This is a genomic window from Streptomyces sp. NPDC088124 (genome assembly GCF_040685895.1).
GTDB lineage: Bacteria > Actinomycetota > Actinomycetes > Streptomycetales > Streptomycetaceae > Streptomyces.
Genome location: NZ_JBFBJB010000004.1, coordinates 156,181 through 174,063, shown reverse-complemented (window position 1 = coordinate 174,063; position 17,883 = coordinate 156,181). Strand labels below are relative to the sequence as shown.

General features: G+C 69.2%; 14 protein-coding genes and 1 tRNA gene. 4 read left to right on the top strand and 11 right to left on the bottom strand.

The window, feature by feature from the left end:
* The 11 genes from AB0P17_RS04705 to dnaA form a co-directional block, all read right to left on the bottom strand.
* Positions 1-1,326 carry a hypothetical protein gene (locus AB0P17_RS04705; protein ID WP_365807559.1) on the bottom strand — a complete coding sequence of 442 codons (1,326 nt, stop codon included), beginning with the start codon at positions 1,324-1,326 and terminating at the stop codon, positions 1-3.
* Positions 1,327-1,534: 208 nt separating this feature from the next.
* Positions 1,535-1,669: a DLW-39 family protein gene (locus AB0P17_RS04700; protein WP_003958712.1), complete on the bottom strand. Its 135-nt coding sequence runs from the start codon at positions 1,667-1,669 to the stop codon at positions 1,535-1,537.
* A 217-nt stretch (positions 1,670-1,886) separates the two neighbouring features.
* A tRNA-Ile gene (locus AB0P17_RS04695) sits at positions 1,887-1,960 on the bottom strand.
* 59 nt (positions 1,961-2,019) lie between these two features.
* On the bottom strand, positions 2,020-2,718 hold the full coding sequence (locus AB0P17_RS04690) for a DUF3566 domain-containing protein (RefSeq protein WP_365807557.1): 699 nt from the start codon (positions 2,716-2,718) through the stop codon (positions 2,020-2,022).
* An 86-nt stretch (positions 2,719-2,804) separates the two neighbouring features.
* Positions 2,805-5,483 carry a DNA gyrase subunit A gene (gene gyrA / locus AB0P17_RS04685; protein ID WP_365807555.1) on the bottom strand — a complete coding sequence of 893 codons (2,679 nt, stop codon included), beginning with the start codon at positions 5,481-5,483 and terminating at the stop codon, positions 2,805-2,807.
* A gap of 50 nt (positions 5,484-5,533) precedes the next feature.
* A complete protein-coding gene (gene gyrB / locus AB0P17_RS04680; protein WP_365807554.1) occupies positions 5,534-7,615 on the bottom strand; it encodes a DNA topoisomerase (ATP-hydrolyzing) subunit B in 2,082 nt (693 codons plus the stop codon).
* A gap of 1,032 nt (positions 7,616-8,647) precedes the next feature.
* The gene (locus AB0P17_RS04675) at positions 8,648-9,235 is read right to left on the bottom strand and encodes a DciA family protein (RefSeq protein ID WP_365807693.1); all 588 of its coding nucleotides are present in this window, start codon (positions 9,233-9,235) and stop codon (positions 8,648-8,650) included.
* A gap of 11 nt (positions 9,236-9,246) precedes the next feature.
* Complete coding sequence (gene recF, locus AB0P17_RS04670) at positions 9,247-10,425, bottom strand: DNA replication/repair protein RecF (protein WP_365807553.1); 1,179 nt, start codon at positions 10,423-10,425, stop codon at positions 9,247-9,249.
* Positions 10,426-10,450: 25 nt separating this feature from the next.
* Positions 10,451-11,338: a phosphogluconate dehydrogenase (NAD(+)-dependent, decarboxylating) gene (gnd, locus tag AB0P17_RS04665; RefSeq protein ID WP_365807551.1), complete on the bottom strand. Its 888-nt coding sequence runs from the start codon at positions 11,336-11,338 to the stop codon at positions 10,451-10,453.
* A 77-nt stretch (positions 11,339-11,415) separates the two neighbouring features.
* Positions 11,416-12,546, bottom strand: coding sequence for a DNA polymerase III subunit beta (gene dnaN, locus AB0P17_RS04660; RefSeq protein WP_365807550.1), 1,131 nt, complete (start codon positions 12,544-12,546; stop codon positions 11,416-11,418).
* A gap of 978 nt (positions 12,547-13,524) precedes the next feature.
* On the bottom strand, positions 13,525-15,303 hold the full coding sequence (gene dnaA, locus AB0P17_RS04655) for a chromosomal replication initiator protein DnaA (RefSeq protein WP_365807548.1): 1,779 nt from the start codon (positions 15,301-15,303) through the stop codon (positions 13,525-13,527).
* Positions 15,304-15,702: 399 nt separating this feature from the next.
* Between dnaA and rpmH the strand changes: the two genes are divergently transcribed.
* From rpmH to yidC, 4 genes are read left to right on the top strand one after another with little or no spacing between them, the layout of a single operon-like run.
* Positions 15,703-15,840: a 50S ribosomal protein L34 gene (gene rpmH, locus AB0P17_RS04650; protein ID WP_003975051.1), complete on the top strand. Its 138-nt coding sequence runs from the start codon at positions 15,703-15,705 to the stop codon at positions 15,838-15,840.
* A gap of 22 nt (positions 15,841-15,862) precedes the next feature.
* Entirely contained in the window at positions 15,863-16,234 is a 372-nt protein-coding gene (gene rnpA, locus AB0P17_RS04645; protein WP_365807547.1) for a ribonuclease P protein component, read from the top strand.
* Positions 16,231-16,590 (top strand): membrane protein insertion efficiency factor YidD, encoded by a 360-nt coding sequence (gene yidD, locus AB0P17_RS04640; protein ID WP_365807546.1) that lies wholly within the window; start codon positions 16,231-16,233, stop codon positions 16,588-16,590. Before rnpA ends, yidD begins: the two co-directional genes overlap by 4 nt.
* 3 nt (positions 16,591-16,593) lie before the next feature.
* On the top strand, positions 16,594-17,877 hold the full coding sequence (gene yidC / locus AB0P17_RS04635) for a membrane protein insertase YidC (protein WP_365807545.1): 1,284 nt from the start codon (positions 16,594-16,596) through the stop codon (positions 17,875-17,877).
* Positions 17,878-17,883: the final 6 nt, after the last annotated feature.

The window sequence follows — 17,883 nt, the reverse complement described above, 5'->3', positions numbered from 1 at the left end:
TCACCGCGCCGGTGCGGCCCCGCCCCGGTCTCCGTCGCCCCCGCGCCGCGCGAGCAGCGTCCACACCCCGAGGCCGAGCACCAGCACCGTGCCCGTGCCGATCCCGCCCGCCGCGACGAGCGCCATCGTGTCGCTCCTCGCCGCGTCCTCGACGCCCTGCCCGGACGCGGCCGCGTCCCGGTCGTCGTCGGTCACGGCGAACAGGCCCGCGGGCCCGTCGTACCCGGGTCCGGCCTTCGGCGTGCCCTTGACGTTGACCCGCAGCGTCAGCCCGTACGGCTTCCTCCCGTACGCCGCGGCCATCTCCGGGCTGAGGTCCACCCGTAGGTAGTACCAGCCCGCGAACCGCATGTCCTGGTCGCCGGAGCGGCTGCCGAAGCGGTTCTCGTAGGCCACCGGCGGCAGCGGATCGAGGGCCGTCGTCTTCTGCTTGCCGTCGTACGAGACCGCGTTGCTGCCGTCCACGAACCCGCGCGCCGGGTTGTACAGCGACACGGAGAACGCGCCGCCCACGAACTTCTCTCCGTCCGAGCTGCCGAGGTCCGCGCTGGCGAAGAGCTGCTGCCCCCAGTCGACGGGTACGCGGTAGAAGAGCGACTCCCCCGGCTCGATCCGCGTCGTCCACTCGCCCGTTTCCAGCCCCTTGGCGTCGGCGAAACCGCTGCCGCCCGCCCGCTCGCGCACGGTTCCCGCGACCGGCTCGGGGGAGGCGCTCGGCCACTGGGAGGGAGCCTCGGTCGGTCCGGTCTCCTTGAGCCCGGGTTCGGTGACGTGCCGGATCTCCAGCTCCCACGGCGCGGGGGAGGATTCGCTGTCACTGGTGCGCTCGACGACGACGTAGTACGTCCCCGACTCCTGGCAGGTGGACCGTCCCTCCTCGATCACGCGGTGGGCGTAGGCGGCGATCGGCCGGGCGTACACGCCCTGCGCACCGAAATTCGAGCTGTTCGAACTGCAGTCGGTGCCTTCGCGGTTCTGGAGGGAGACCTCGATCTGGTCCCCGTAGGCGACCTTCGTGCCGGACTCGGGCACCGCGACCGCCGAGACGTAGTCGCTCGTGTTCTTCGTCAGCTCCAGCCGGTAGAAGCGCTTCTCGCCCGGCTCGATCGCGTCACGGTAGACCGCGCCCGTGTCGAGCGTCTTCGCCTCGCTCGTGGTCGTCGCGCCGGCGATCGGCCGCCCGCCGGGCTCGAAGGCGTACGGAGCCGGCCCGCCGGCCGCCCACGCCTGCCCCGGCAGCGCCACCACCGCGCCCATGGCCGCCGCCAGGCACATCACCGACGTCGCGGCCGACGCCACCCGGCCCCTGCTGCGCTGCCCGTTCACGCGCTTCTCCCCCTGCCTGTGCCCACGTTCCGCCTGCGAGGTCCCATCCTGCCCCGGCAGCCGCGCCCGTGTCTGCCCGCTGTCCCTCCACCGCCCGGCGGAACGGCCCGCCGGAACGGCCCGGCGGCGTCCAGGGGCCCGGCGGCGCCCGGGCAGCACGAAGCCCCGGCCGCTCGGCGACCGGGGCTCGCATCAGGACTGCTGCGTCTCACACACCCGAACCTGCGGGCACGGAGTCGGTCGCCTCCGTCCACAGATCCTGCTCGGCGCGGTCCGCCTGGATCTGGCGGTACACGAGGAGCCCGCCGATGGCGGCCAGTGCGACCAAGAGAAGCTTCTTCACCGCGCGACCTCGTCTTTCCTTGACGTAGGGGACTTCTGGCGCCCGACTATACACACCGATCGATATCGATCGGTGACCTGTCCACACCTCAACTGCCGCCTTCGTCAGGGGCGGACACCGACAGTAAAAGAACGGTCGCTCAGCAGGACAGTGCGAAAAAGAACGGCATCATGCAATCGGCCCGTACGGAAATCTCCGTACGGGCCGACATTCGCGGTGGGGCTAACAGGATTTGAACCTGTGGCCTCATCCTTATCAGGGATGCGCTCTAACCAACTGAGCTATAGCCCCGCGCTGCCCCTGAAGATTAGCGCACTTCAGGGCCAGCCCCAAAATCGATGACCCGGACCTCACTCGTCCTCGGCGAGCGTCAGCTCGACGCCGCCCACGAAGCCCGCGGAAAGGTTGTAGATGAAGGCCCCGAGCGTGGCCAGAGCCGTCGCCAGCACCACGTCGATCACGGCGATGACGGAGGTGAAGACGAGCACCCGCGGCAGCGACAGGAACGACTGGAGGTCGAACCCGTTGCTCTCGTTGGACCCCGTGGCCTCGCTGATCGTCCCGCCGACGGTCGCGAAGACGCCCATCGCGTCCATGACCATCCACAGCACCGCCGCCGCCACGATCGTGCAGATACCGAGCGCGATGGAGAGCAGGAAGCTGACCTTCATCACCGACCACGGGTCGGCCTTGGAGACCCGCAGCCGCGCCTTGCGCGTCCGGGGCGTGGTCCGCGCGCCCGTCCTCGGCAGACGCACCGCCGCCGTGGCGGAGGCGGCGGCCGAGCCCGCCGCCGGCGGCGGCGCGGCGGATCCGGCGGCACCGGCGGCACCGGTGCTCCGGGTGGACCCGGTGGCGGAAGGGGCAGATGTCACGGAAGCTCCCTGTTGACCCTGGTGTGCCGTCGGCATGGGTCCCTGTCCGGCTTGAGTGGCTCCGCCGCCCGGAGAGGGATACGCCTGCGGCGGGTGGTACGGCTGAGCGGCCGGCTGCGGCTGCCCAGCGCCATAGGTGTCGTACGGGGGTTTGTTCCCCCTGGTATCGGTCACCGCACTCCCTTGGGAGTCCGTGGCAGAGCCACGGGCACCGTTCGCTCCGGAAGCGGCAGATCCGGCGCCCGTGGCTCCGCTCACGCTTACTCCTCGTGCTCCCCGGCCGGAGGCTTGCTGCCCCCGGCGACCTCGGCCGTACCGGACTCTTCGGCCGCCGGGTCATCGCTCCCGTCGACCTCTTCGGCCTCACGGCCAGCCTCGGCGTTGCGCGCGATACCCACGACGGCATCACGCTTGCCCAGGTTGATCAGTTGGACGCCCATGGTGTCACGGCCCGTCTCCCTGACTTCGTTGACTCGCGTGCGAATCACACCACCGCCGAGGGTGATGGCCAGGATCTCATCAGTCTCCTCGACCACCAACGCACCGACGAGCGACCCGCGGTCCTCCACGATCTTGGCGGCCTTGATGCCGAGGCCGCCACGGCCCTGGACGCGGTACTCATCGACGGCGGTCCGCTTCGCGTATCCGCCGTCCGTGGCAGTGAAGACGAAAGTACCGGGCCGGACGACATTCATCGAGAGGAGCTCGTCGCCCTCGCGGAAACTCATCCCCTTGACCCCGGACGTGGCACGGCCCATCGGCCGCAGCGCGTCGTCCGTCGCCGTGAACCGGATCGACTGCGCCTTCCTGCTGATGAGCAGCAGATCGTCCTCCGCCGACACCAGTTCGGCGCCGATCAGCTCGTCGTCCGCGCCCGTGTCGGTCTCCCGCAGGTTGATCGCGATGACACCGCCCGACCGCGGAGAGTCGTAATCCTTGAGCGGCGTCTTCTTGACCAGCCCCGCCTTTGTTGCGAGAACGAGATACGGCACGGCCTCGTAGTCCCGGATCGCGAGGATCTCGGCGATCTGCTCGTCCGGCTGGAAGGCGAGCAGATTGGCCACATGCTGCCCCCGGGCGTCCCGGCCCGCGTCCGGCAGCTCGTACGCCTTCGCCCGGTAGACCCGGCCCTTGTTCGTGAAGAACAGCAGCCAGTGGTGGGTCGTGGAGACGAAGAAGTGGTCGACGATGTCGTCTTCCTTGAGCTTCGTCCCGCGGACGCCCTTGCCGCCGCGCTTCTGCGAGCGGTAGTCGTCCGTCTTCGTACGCTTCACATAGCCGCCCCGCGTGATGGTGACGACGATGTCCTCCTCGGCGATCAAGTCCTCCATGGACATGTCACCGTCGAAGGGGACCAGCTTGGAACGCCGGTCGTCGCCGAACTTGTCGACGAGAACGGCCAGTTCCTCACGGACGATGGCGCGCTGCTTCTCCGGCGACGCCAGGATCGCGTTGTACTCGTTGATCTTCGCCTGGAGCTCGTCGTGCTCCGCGACGATCTTCTGCCGCTCCAGGGCCGCCAGCCGGCGGAGCTGCATCTCCAGGATCGCGTTCGCCTGGATCTCGTCGATCGTGAGCAGCCCCATCAGGCCCCCACGCGCGATCTCCACCGTGTCGCTGCGCCGGATCAGCGCGATGACCTCGTCGATCGCGTCGAGCGCCTTCAGCAGACCGCGCAGGATGTGCGCCCGCTCCTCCGCCTTGCGCAGCCGGAAGCGCGTACGCCGGACGATGACCTCGATCTGGTGCGCCACCCAGTGCCGGATGAACGCGTCCAGCGACAGCGTGCGCGGCACCCCGTCCACCAGCGCCAGCATGTTCGCGCTGAAGTTGGACTGCAGGTCGGTGTGCTTGTAGAGGTTGTTCAGCACGACCTTGGCGACCGCGTCCCGCTTCAGGACGACGACCAGGCGCTGTCCCGTACGGGAGGACGTCTCGTCGCGGACATCCGCGATGCCGCCGATCTTGCCGTCCTTGACCAGGTCGGCGATCTTCTGGGCGAGGTTGTCCGGGTTGGTCTGGTACGGCAGCTCCGTGACCACCAGGCACTGGCGGTTCTGGATCTCCTCGACCTCGACCACCGCGCGCATCGTGATCGAGCCGCGGCCCGTACGGTACGCCTCCTCGATGCCCTTCCGGCCCACCACCAGTGCCCCCGAGGGAAAGTCGGGGCCCTTGATCCGCTCGATCAGCGCGTCCAGCAGTTCCTCGTGCGAGGCGTCCGGGTGCTCCAGCGCCCACATCGCGCCGGCCGCGACCTCCCGCAGGTTGTGCGGCGGGATGTTGGTGGCCATCCCGACGGCGATCCCCGCCGAGCCGTTGATCAGGAGGTTCGGGAACCGGGCCGGCAGGACCGTCGGCTCCTGGTTGCGGCCGTCGTAGTTGTCCGTGAAGTCGACGGTCTCCTCGTCGATGTCCCGGAGCATCTCCATCGACAGCGGCATCAGCTTGCACTCGGTGTACCGCATGGCGGCGGCCGGGTCGTTGCCCGGCGAGCCGAAGTTGCCGTTGGAGTCCACCAGCGGCATCCGCATCGACCACGGCTGCGCGAGGCGGACCAGCGCGTCGTAGATCGAGGAGTCGCCGTGCGGGTGGTACGTACCCATCACGTCACCGACGACGCGGGCGCACTTGTAGAAGCCCTTCTCGGGCCGGTACCCGCCGTCGTACATCGCGTACAGCACCCGGCGGTGCACGGGCTTGAGACCGTCCCGTACGTCCGGCAGCGCGCGCGACACGATGACGGACATCGCGTAGTCGAGGTACGAGCGCTGCATCTCCGTTTCGAGCCCGACGGGCTCTACGCGCATCGCCAGCCCCTCGACCGCCACGGCGGCCTCGGCGATCTCCTGAGCCACAGGGGTACCGGGGGTACCAGGGGCGCCGGAGTTCCCGGAGTCGTCCGGAGCGGGGGTCTGGGGGGTGTTCTCGTCGGCCATCGCTGGTCAGTGTTCCTTTCGGCCTTGTCGAATCCGTCAGCAGTGACCGACTAGATGTCGAGGAAGCGGACGTCCTTGGCGTTGCGCTGGATGAAGGACCGCCGCGCCTCGACGTCCTCGCCCATCAGCACCGAGAACAGATCGTCGGCCTGGGCGGCGTCGTCCAGCGTGACCCGGCCGAGGACCCGGTGGTCGATGTCCATCGTGGTGATGCGCAGCTCTTCGGCGTTCATCTCGCCCAGCCCCTTGAAGCGCTGGATCGAGTCCTCCTTGATCCGCTTCCCGTTCTGCTTGCCCAGCTCGACCAGCGCGTCGCGCTCCCGGTCGGAGTAGGCGTACTCGAAGTCGTCCCGGCCCCACTTGATCTTGTAGAGCGGCGGGCGGGAGAGGTAGACGTGCCCGGCCTCGACCAGGGGACGCATGAAGCGGAACAGGAACGTCAGCAGCAGCGTGTTGATGTGCTGCCCGTCGACGTCGGCGTCCGCCATGAGAATGATCTTGTGATAGCGGAGCTTCTCGATGTCGAAGTCCTCGTGCACCCCGGTGCCGAACGCCGAGATCAGCGCCTGCACCTCGGTGTTCTGGAGGATCTTGTCGATCCGCGCCTTCTCGACGTTCAGGATCTTGCCGCGGATCGGCAGGATCGCCTGGTACATCGGGTTACGGCCCGACTTCGCCGAACCGCCGGCGGAGTCACCCTCGACGATGAAGATCTCGCACTTCGACGGGTCGTTCGACTGGCAGTCGCTCAGCTTGCCCGGCAGGGACGCGCTCTCCAGCAGCCCCTTACGACGGGTCAGGTCCCGCGCCTTACGGGCCGCGACCCGGGCCGTGGCGGCCTGGATCGACTTGCGGATGATGTCCGCGGCCTCGTTCGGATTGCGGTCGAACCAGTCCGTCAGATGCTCGTGCACGATCTTCTGGACGAAGGTCTTCGCCTCCGTGTTGCCCAGCTTCGTCTTCGTCTGGCCCTCGAACTGCGGCTCGCCCAGCTTCACCGAGATGATCGCGGTCAGACCCTCGCGGATGTCCTCGCCCGCGAGGTTGTCGTCCTTCTCCCGCAGGAACTTCTTCTCGCGCGCGTAGCGGTTGACCAGCCCGGTCATCGCCGCGCGGAAGCCCTCCTCGTGCGTACCGCCCTCATGCGTGTGGATCGTGTTGGCGAAGGAGTACACACCCTCGCTGTACTGGGCGTTCCACTGCATCGCGATCTCGACCGAGAGCAGCCGCTCCTTGTCCTCGGCCTCGATGTCGATGACCGTCGGATGGATCAGCTCGCCCTTGCGCGAGTTGAGGTACTTCACGAAGTCGACGATGCCGCCCTCGTAGAAGTACGTCACCGTACGGGCCGGCGGCTCCTCGTCCTTGCTCTCCACCGCGTCCGTACCCGCGACGTCCGCGCCCACGACGGCCTTCGCCGACTCGCGCTCGTCCGTCAGGGTCAGGGTCAGGCCCTTGTTCAGGAAGGCCATCTCCTGGAAGCGCCGCGACAGCGTCTCGAAGGAGTAGTCCGTCGTCTCGAAGACGTCCGGGTCCGCCCAGAACGTCACCGTCGTACCGGTTTCGGACGTCTCCTCGTTACGGGCGAGGGGCGCCGTCGGCACGCCGAGCTTGTAGTCCTGCGTCCAGCGGTGGCCGTCGGTCCTGACCTCGACCGAGACCTTCGTCGAGAGCGCGTTGACGACGGAGACGCCCACGCCGTGCAGACCGCCGGAGACGGCGTACCCGCCGCCGCCGAACTTGCCGCCCGCGTGCAGCACCGTCATGACGACCTCGACGGCCGGCTTGTTCTCGGACGGAACGATGCCCACCGGGATACCACGGCCGTTGTCGATCACCCGGACCCCGCCGTCGGCGAGGATCGTGACGTCGATGGTGTCCGCGTGGCCCGCCATCGCCTCGTCGACGGAGTTGTCGACGACCTCCTGCACGAGGTGGTGGAGCCCGCGCTCACCGGTCGAGCCGATGTACATGCCGGGCCGCTTGCGAACCGCGTCCAGGCCTTCGAGAACGGTGATGGCACTGGCGTCGTACGAGGCGGTCACCTCACCGTTCTCACCGGCCACGGCGGACGGGATCTTCTCATTGGGGTTGCCGGAATCGGCCACGAAGCGCCCTTTCTGGCACAGCACAGGCCGTTTCTCCGAGCAAGCGGGGTCGGCTGCGTCGTTCGGCTTGTGTCAGCATCTGTTGACGGTTCCCCGCAAGCACGCGGGATTTTCCATCAGTCTACCGGTAGCGCCGACCCGAATGGGGGTTTGCCGGTACCTGAGTCCGCATGTGCCGCCCTGGACGAGCGGCCTCCGACTCCCCATATTCAGGAAGGGGCTCCAAGAGGCTCACACCGGCATTGAGCGCTTCGACCTGTCAACCTACGGCTACGGTGAGGGACACCTCAATCTCCCCAGGCGCTTCCCCAGGTCACAGCGCCCTCAGCGCAGGACGGAACGGGACGAGCCGTCCCCGTACGGAGGACGGCTCGTGAGTCCGCCCACGGTCACCGCTCAGCGCGGAGGAACGGCGGGAGAACGGATGAACGGACCGGGGCCGACGGCCGCGCGGCGGCACAGCGGGCCGCACACGGGCGGAGGGCGCATGCGGGCGGGGCGCCCTGGACATGCCCCCAGTTGTACGCGGCCACCGGCCCGGGCGTACGCGGGCACACAGCCGGGCGGCTGCGGCAACGGGACCGGTCCTCGGCGGGCACCTGCCCGGGCCGCCGCGGGAGCGGGCCCGGACGGACGTGGGCACATACCGGGGTGGCTGCGGCAGCGGCAACGGACCCGGGCTCGGGCTCGGGCGTACGCGGCAGCGGGCCCTCGCGTACGCGGCCACCTGCCCGGGATGTCAGCGGTAACGGGTCCGGGCGCGCGGGCCCCGGCGTACACGGCCACCCGCCCGGGGCCGTCAGGGGCAACAGGCCCAGGCGCCTGGACCCATGCTCACGCGTCCAGGCCCGGGTTCAACCGTGCGGACCCGGCCCCAGGCTCACGCCACCACCGGCCAGGGTGTCAGCGGCATCGGATCCAGACGCCCCGAGCGCACGCGCCCGGGCTCAGCCGTGCGGACCCGGCCCCAGGCTCACGCGCCGGGCCCGGGCCCCAGCCGCTCGGCCCAGGCGCAGGCGCACGCGCCCGGCCCCGGGCCAGCCGCGTGGCCCCGGCTCAGCCGTACGTGTCCCCGGGTCCCGAACTGCCCGGTGCCCGGAGCGGTCCGTACCGCTGGGCCGGGCCGCCCGGCCCCAGCACCTTGATCATCCGTACCGTGCCGTGCCCCAGATCCTCGTTCAGCCGGGCCACCAGGCGCGGCGCCAGCAGCCGCAGCTGCGTCGCCCACACCGTCGAGTCGCACTGCACGGTCAGCACCCGCGCGTCCTCCGCGTCGTCGTACCGCTGCGGCACACAGTGCTTCGCCAGGTCCTCGCCGACAATCTGCGGCCAGCGGCCCATCACCCCGCCCACGGCGGCCGGCGTCTCCCAGCCCCGCTCCGTGATCAGCCGGTTGATCGCCGCACCCAGCGGCAGCGGATCGCGCCCGTCGGCCCGGGCCCCCGACCGCAGCCCGCCGCCCCGCCTGGCCTGCTTCCGCTGCTGTACGGCGGTGCCCCGGGCGCGGGCCTGCTCCTTCGCCGCGCGCAGCGCGACCCGGGCCAGATCCACCCCGGACGCCTCCGGCACGGACGCCGGCGCGGACGCGGACGGACCGGCTCCGGACCCGCCCTCGGACCCCGGCGTTCCCGGGATCCCCGGCATTCCAGGCAGACTCATACCCGCTCCACCGCACCCTCGGCCACCGCGAACCGCGCCCCGGCCAGCACACCCGGCACATCGTCGTCCACCGCGGCCGTCACCAGTACCTGCTCCCCCGGAGCCACCAGCTCCGCCAGCCGCTCCCGGCGCCGCGCGTCCAACTCGGCGAAGACGTCGTCCAGCACCAGCACCGGCTCATTGCCCTCGGCCCGCAGCAGGTCGTACGAGGCCAACCGCAGCGCCAGGGCGTACGACCAGGACTCGCCGTGGCTCGCGTACCCCTTCGCCGGGAGCCGGCCCAGCTTCAGCACCAGATCGTCCCGGTGCGGCCCGACCAGCGTCACGCCCCGCTCGATCTCCTGCTTGCGCACCTCCGCCAGCGCCGCCAGCAGATGCGCGTACAGCTCGTCGCGCGAGGACCCCGCGCCCGGCTCACCAGACCCACCGCCGCCCGGCGCACCGCCGGCCTCGTCACCGCCCGGGCCACCGGCGGAGGAACGGTACTCCAGCGCCACCGGACCACCGCCCGGCGCCAGCTGCTCGTACGCCTTGTCCGCCAGTGGCTGCAGCGTCCCGATCAGATCGACCCGCTGCGCCAGCAGCTCCGCCCCGGCGCGCGCCAGATGCTGGTCCCACACGTCCAGCGTGGACAGGTCCATGCCACGCCCACCGTGCCGCCTGGCCATCGCCGCGGACTTCAGGAGCGTATTCCGCTGACGGAGCACCCGGTCGTAGTCCGACCGCACCCCCGCCATCCGCGGCGAGCGCGCGGTGATCAGCTCGTCCAGGAACCGGCGGCGCTCGCCCGGATCGCCCTTCACCAGCGCCAGATCCTCCGGCGCGAACAGCACCGTCCGTACGATCCCGACCACATCACGCGGCTTGACCTGCGACGACCGGTTGATACGGGCCCGATTGGCCCGCCCGGGGTTCAGCTCCAGCTCGACGAGCTGCGAGCGCGTGCCCTGCGTGACGGCCGCCCGGATCACCGCGCGCTCGGCGCCCATCCGGACCAGCGGCGCGTCCGACGACACCCGGTGGCTGCCGAGCGTCGCCAGATAGCCGACCGCCTCGACCAGATTCGTCTTGCCCTGCCCGTTCGCCCCCACGAACGCGGTGACGCCCGGGTCGAGGGGCACCTCGACCCGGGCGTACGACCGGAAATCGGCCAGCGACAGATGCGTCACGTGCATGACTGTGCGCGGACCTCCCCCGGTGTCACTTCTTGTCGTCGGCCGACTCGACGGCATGGCCGCCGAACTGGTTGCGCAGCGCCGAGACCATCTTCATCTGCGGCGAGTCCTCCTGGCGCGACGCGAACCGCGCGAACAGGGACGCGGTGATCGCGGGCAGCGGCACCGCGTGGTTGATGGCCGCCTCGACCGTCCACCGGCCCTCGCCCGAGTCCTCCGCGTACCCCCGCAGCTGGTCCAGGTGCTCGTCCTGGTCCAGCGCGTTGACCGCCAGGTCCAGCAGCCAGGAGCGGATGACCGTGCCCTCCTGCCAGGAGCGGAAGACCTCGCGGACATCGGTGACGGAGTCGACCTTCTCCAGCAGCTCCCAGCCCTCGGCGTACGCCTGCATCATGGCGTACTCGATGCCGTTGTGGACCATCTTGGCGAAGTGGCCCGCACCGACCTTGCCGGCGTGGACGGAGCCGAAGTTCCCCTCGGGCTTGAGCGCGTCGAAGATCGGCTCGACCTTCGCCACGTGCTCCGCGTCGCCGCCGTACATCAGCGCGTACCCGTTGTCGAGGCCCCAGACGCCGCCGGAGACACCGCAGTCGAGGAAGCCGATGCCCTTGATGCCCAGCTCGACCGCGTGCTTCTCGTCGTCGGTCCAGCGGGAGTTCCCGCCGTCCACCACGACGTCTCCGGGGGACAGCAGCTCGGCCAACTCGTCGATGGTCGCCTGGGTGGCGCCGCCCGCGGGGACCATCACCCACACGACGCGGGGGCCCTTGAGCTTGTCCACCAGTTCGTTCAGGCTGTGGACGTCCGCGAGGTCCGGATTGCGGTCGTATCCGATGACGGTGTGGCCGGCACGGCGGATGCGCTCGCGCATGTTGCCGCCCATCTTGCCGAGACCCACAAGACCGAGCTCCATCAGGCGTTCCTTAAGCGTTGAGGCGATTCGTACCCGGGTCCGAGCCTACGCCCGGCCCCGAGCACTCACCTGTGGGGTCAGCCGCTCAGGCGTACAGGCATGATCAGGTACTTGTACGCCTCGTCCGCCTCCGCGTCGACGGCCGGGCGGCCGCTGAGCAGCGCCGGCTTCGTGGACGTGGTGAAGGAGAGCTGGGCCACCGGGGAGTCGATCGCGCTCAGACCGTCCAGCAGGAAGGTCGGGTTGAAGGCGATCGAGATGTCGTCGCCCTCCAGCTGCGCGTCGACGCGCTCCACAGCCTGTGCGTCGTCGCTGGAACCGGCCTCCAGGATGAGCACGCCCTGCTCGAAGCTGAGCCGTACGGGCGTGTTCCGCTCGGCGACCAGGGCCACACGCTTGACGGCCTCGACGAACGGGGCGGTCTCGATCACCGCGACCGAGTTGAACTCGGTCGGGAAGAGCGTGCGGTACTTCGGCAGATCGCCTTCGAGCAGCCGGGTCGTCGTCCGCCGTCCCGCGCCCTCGAAGCCGATCAGGCCTTCGCCCGCGCCGGAACCGGAGAGCGCCAGCGTGACCGTGTCGCCGTTCGTGAGCGCCTTGGCGGTGTCCAGCAGCGTCTTGGCGGGCACCAGGGCGACCGCGGAGATGTCCGGCGCCTCGGGCTTCCACAGGAACTCACGGACCGCGAAGCGGTAGCGGTCGGTCGAGGCCAGGGTGACCGTGTCGCCCTCGATCTCGATCCGTACGCCGGTGAGCACGGGCAGCGTGTCGTCGCGGCCCGCGGCGATGGCGACCTGGGAGGCGGCGGAGGCGAAGACCTCACCGGGGACGGTGCCGGTGGCCGTCGGCATCTGCGGCAGCGCCGGGTACTCCTCCACAGGGAGTGTGTGGAGTGTGAACCGCGAGGAGCCGCAGACGACGGTCGCCCGTACACCGTCTGTGGAGATCTCCACCGGACGGTTGGGGAGAGCGCGGCAGATGTCGGCGAGCAGCCGGCCGGAGACGAGGACGGTGCCGTCCTCCTCCACCTCCGCGTCCACCGAGACCCGCGCCGACACCTCGTAGTCGAAGCTGGAGAAGCTGAGAGCACCGTCCTCGGCCTTCAGCAGAAGGCCCGCGAGCACCGGTGCCGGCGGACGGGCCGGAAGGCTACGGGCCACCCAGGCCACCGCCTCCGCGAGTACATCGCGCTCCACCCGGATCTTCACCGGAACCGCCTCCTGCTGTTGCTGGCTCGCCCTGCTGGCCTTCGTCGTCGGCTGTGACGCCGGGGACCAGTCTGACGTACGGCACCGACAGTCGGTGCTGTCGCGGGTCAAGTCGGGGCGAGACGTTCCGGACGGCCGACCGCGAAGTTGTGCACAGGCCCTGCTTCGAAACGGACTCCTGGCTAACTCTCAGGGGTAGTAGTAGTAGGCCCTGTGGAAACCGTGGATAACGCCGTATGCGCAGGTCAAGCCCGTTTTTTTATCCACCGGGCTTGTGGGCGGGACCGTGGAGAACTCGGCTCTTCTGTGGATGGCGGAAAGTTCTGCACACCCCATGCACAGGACACCGTGACTTCTCCCCAGCCGCGTCCCCAGCTTTACCCATGTTCCCCACAGCCCAACCGACCTCCTTGGTGTGACGCCTTTCACTCGACTCAGCGATCCCGGGTGTTTCGTTGCCGAACAGTGGACAGGGCTGTGGAGAAGCTGTGGGCGACGGCGGCCCGCCTGTGGGCCGCCGGTGGACAAGATCCGGGACGCCCTGTGGACGAATTTTCCGTCCACAGCCTGTGGAGCGGCGTCAACCACAAATCCACACCCCTCTGACCTGGAGCGATGTCCGGTCGGCCAGATCCCCTGTGGACACGATCGGGACAACTCCCGAGTCCCCAGGCTGTGGACGGAAGATTCTGCCTGAATCTGTGGAGAAGACGCCCGCGCCGCCGCGGATTCGAACAGCGAGGGCGGCCGACGACACGCCGCGGAGGGCCTCGTGCGGCTTCGTGGACGGTGCAGAGGGCCTTTCGCGACCGGTGCCGAGGGCCTCCGGGACGGTCTCAGGGGCTCTCCGGGACGGTTCGTCGTGACCGCCGGACGGCTGCTCGCGAACTCCGGGACGCTCCTCGTGACGTCCCGGAGCGCGAAAAGGCGCCCGGGGCCCCGTTGCGGACGGGGTCCCGGGCGCCCTCGTGAGCGCTGTCAGCCGTTCTTGATGCGGTTGGTGAGTTCGGTCACCTGGTTGTAGATGGAGCGGCGCTCGGCCATCAGCGCACGGATCTTCCGGTCCGCGTGCATGACGGTCGTGTGGTCGCGCCCGCCGAACTGCGCGCCGATCTTCGGCAGCGAGAGATCGGTCAGCTCCCGGCAGAGGTACATCGCGATCTGGCGCGCCGTCACGAGCACCCGGCTCCGCGAGGAGCCGCAGAGGTCGTCCACCGTCAGCCCGAAGTAGTCGGCGGTCGCCGCCATGATGTTGCCCGCGGTGATCTCCGGGGCCGCGTCCTCGCTCCCCGGGATGAGGTCCTTCAGCACGATCTCGGTGAGCCCGAGGTCCACCGGCTGCCGGTTGAGCGAGGCGAACGCCGTGACCCGGATGAGGGCGCCCTCCAGCTCACGGATGTTGCGCGAGATCCGCGAGGCGATGAACTCCAGCACCTCCGGCGGCGCGTTGAGCTGCTCCTGGACCGCCTTCTTGCGGAGGATCGCGATACGGGTCTCCAGCTCGGGCGGCTGGACGTCCGTGGTCAGTCCCCACTCGAAGCGGTTGCGCAGCCGGTCCTCCAGGGTGATCAGCTGTTTGGGCGGCCGGTCCGAGGAGAGCACGATCTGTTTGTTGGCGTTGTGGAGCGTGTTGAAGGTGTGGAAGAACTCCTCCTGCGTCGACTCCTTGGACGCCAGGAACTGGATGTCGTCGACGAGGAGGATGTCGACATCGCGGTAGCGCTTGCGGAAGGTGTCGCCCTTGCCGTCCCGGATCGAGTTGATGAACTCGTTGGTGAACTCCTCGGAGCTGACGTACCGCACCCGCGTACCGGGGTAGAGGCTGCGCGCGTAGTGCCCGATGGCGTGGAGCAGGTGGGTCTTGCCGAGCCCGGACTCGCCGTAGATGAAGAGCGGGTTGTACGCCTTGGCCGGTGCCTCGGCGACGGCGACCGCCGCCGCGTGCGCGAATCGGTTGGACGCGCCGATGACGAAGGTGTCGAAGAGGTACTTCGGGTTGAGCCGGGCCTGCGGCTCACCGGGGCCCGGCGCCGGGGCGGGCTGGGCGCCCAGCGGTCCCGGCGCCCCGCCGCGCGCGCGGCCGACGCTCTGCCCGCCGCCGTGCCGGGGCGCCGGCGGCTCCTGGAGGTCGTGCTGGTCATGCCGGTCGTGTTGGTTGGCGGGGCGCTCGTACGGAGACCGGTCGGGGCCCTGCGGCCCCCGGTAGTCGTGCTGCGGCGGCCGGGTGGTGGCGTACGGGTCCCGTTCCGGGTAGCCGCCGGGGCGGTGCTGCCAGGACAGGTCCTCCTGGGTGCGCGGCCAGGCACCGGGGTCGGGGCGCTGCTGCCGGTAGTCCGGATAGGCGGGGCGTACCGACGGCATGCCGTCGTCGGAGGGACGGTGCCCGTAGCCGTCGTACGCGTCGTCCTGCCGCGGTTCGTCGTGGAGCGGGCCCTGGTAGCGGTGCTGCTGGGGCACGGGCGGGGCCGGCGGGGTCGGCTCACCGGCCGAGTCGTCGACGGTGATGGCGATCCGGATGGGCCGGCCGCACTCGTGGCTCAGCGTCTCGCTGATGAGGGGGGCGAGACGTCCTTCGAGGACGCGCTTGCCCCATTCATTGGGGACGGCGAGCAGCGCGGTGTCGGCGACCAGGGCCAGCGGCTGGCAGCGTTCGATCCACTGTTTGTCCTTGGGCTCCACGCCCTGCTGGCCCTCCCTGAGGAGTTGCTCCAGCACTCGTGGCCACACTGCGGCAAGATCGGCAGGTACATCAGCCACAAGGCACGCTCTCTCGCTGGTCCCACGGATGTGTGCTTCCCGGGACGGGGTGGGAAGGCCGGCGGTCAGGGAAAGCCGGGGTGAAGACCGACCGGCATACAGGGGCGGCCTCCGCCAAGGTAGTCAGGCTGACCCGCGCGGTTCAAGTTGTTGTCCACAGCCTGTGCACAATGGGGACCGGCACGGAGCTGGTTTGACCGGATGGCGTAGCCGCGCGTACCGTGACCAGGTCGAGTTGTCGATGGCTGCTGCCGCCTGCCTCCGATGGGCAAAGATCACGATCTGTGGTTGTGAAGCGGTGCACTCGGGCGTGATCGCGAGCTTCTCAAGCTTCTCGTGGGCGCACGGTGACAGCCAGGCGATGTCCCGTCGTCCACACATCATTTTCTGGAGCCTCGAGTGAGCAAGCGCACCTTCCAGCCGAACAACCGCCGTCGCGCCAAGACCCACGGGTTCCGGCTGCGGATGCGTACCCGTGCCGGCCGCGCGATTCTCGCGACGCGTCGCAGCAAGGGTCGCGCCCGTCTGTCCGCCTGATCGCTGACAAACAGGTCATGACGTGCTGCCTACCGAGAATCGGCTGAGGCGGCGCGAGGACTTCGCGACCGCGGTACGGCGAGGGCGCCGGGCTGGACGCCCGCTCCTTGTCGTCCATCTGAACAGCGGTGCAACGGACCCGCACGCGCCTGGGGAGAGCGCCTCCCCGGTACGTGCGGGTTTCGTCGTAAACAAAGCAGTGGGCGGAGCGGTCGTACGGAACCGCGTGAAGCGGCGCCTGCGCCATCTCATACGCGACCGCTTGTCCGCGCTGCCCCCCGGTAGCCTGGTTGTCGTACGGGCGCTGCCCGGATCGGGCGACGCCGATCATGCACTACTGGCCCGAGACCTGGACGCCGCCCTCCGGCGGCTGCTGGGAGGGGGCGCGCGATGAAGTACCCGCTGCTGGCTCTGATCAAGCTGTACCAGTGGACGATCAGCCCGCTCCTCGGGCCTGTCTGCCGGTACTACCCGTCGTGTTCGCACTACGGATATACGGCCATCGACCGGCATGGCGCGGTGAAGGGCACGGCTCTGACCGCTTGGCGGATTCTGCGGTGCAACCCGTGGTCGCCGGGGGGTGTGGACCATGTCCCGCCGCGCAAACGGCCTCGATGGCATGAACTGCTGCGCAACGCGTGGCGCGGCGGTAAGGGCGGGCGGCCCGCCGCTGGCGTGCCTTCCGGGGGACCGGCCCCCGACGCCTCCAGTCCGGCCGCAGAGACCTCGCCCAAAGCTCAAGGAGCCTGATTAGTGGACACGATTGCCAGTTTCTTCAGTTTTATCACCACACCTGTTTCCTGGGTCATCGTCCAGTTCCACTCGCTGTACGGGATGATGTTCGGCCCCGACACGGGCTGGGCCTGGGGACTGTCCATCGTGTCCCTGGTGGTACTGATCCGTATCTGCCTGATCCCGCTCTTCGTGAAGCAGATCAAGTCGACGCGGAACATGCAGGTGCTCCAGCCCAAGATGAAGGCGATCCAGGAGCGCTACAAGAACGACAAACAGCGTCAGTCCGAAGAGATGATGAAGCTGTACAAGGAGACGGGTACCAACCCGCTCTCCTCGTGTCTTCCCATCCTGGCGCAGTCCCCGTTCTTCTTCGCGCTGTACCACGTGCTCTCCAGCATCGCGAGCGGCAAGACCATCGGCGTGATCGACCAGGGGCTGCTGGACAGTGCGCGACAGGCGCACATCTTCGGCGCCCCGCTGGCCGCCAAGTTCCTGGACAGCAGTGAGAAGGTCGCGTCGCTCAACGCCTCGCTGACCGATGTGCGGATCGTCACCGCGATCATGATCATCCTGATGTCGGCGTCGCAGTTCTACACGCAGCGCCAGCTCATGACGAAGAACGTCGACCTGACGGTCAAGACGCCGTACATGCAGCAGCAGAAGATGCTGATGTACATCTTCCCCGTGATCTTCGCCGTCACCGGTGTGAACTTCCCGGTCGGTGTGCTCGTCTACTGGCTGACCACCAACGTGTGGACCATGGGCCAGCAGATGTACGTGATCAACCAGAACCCGACCCCGGGCAGCAAGGCGCAGGACCAGTACCTGCAGCGTCTGCTGAAGGCCATCACCACGCGTGGCGAGGTGCGGTCCCGCCGCAAGCGTTCCGTCGTGCAGGCGATCGTGGCCAAGGGTCCGGACCGCAACGACAACGAGCGCAAGTTCGTCGTGGGCCTGGCCAAGTCGGGTCTGGCGGCGCAGCCCGACGGCACGGTGATCAAGAGCGACACCGCCGCCGCCGAGGCCGAGGCGAGTGCGACCGCCAAGCGTCAGCAACCCAAGCGCCAGACCAAGGCACAGCGGCAGGCCGCCGCCTCCCAGACGGCCGGGGCGGACAAGCCGGCGTCGGGTGACTCCGAGCCGGCCGCCCCGCAGGCGAAGACCTCGTTGCAGAAGAAGGACGAGCCGCAGGACACCACGTCCAAGCCGTCGGGCAAGCCCGCCGCCGGTGCCACACGCCAGAAGGCCAAGTCGGGACAGCGCAAGGGCCAGCAGCGGCCCAAGCACCCGTCCAAGAAGTAAGAAGGA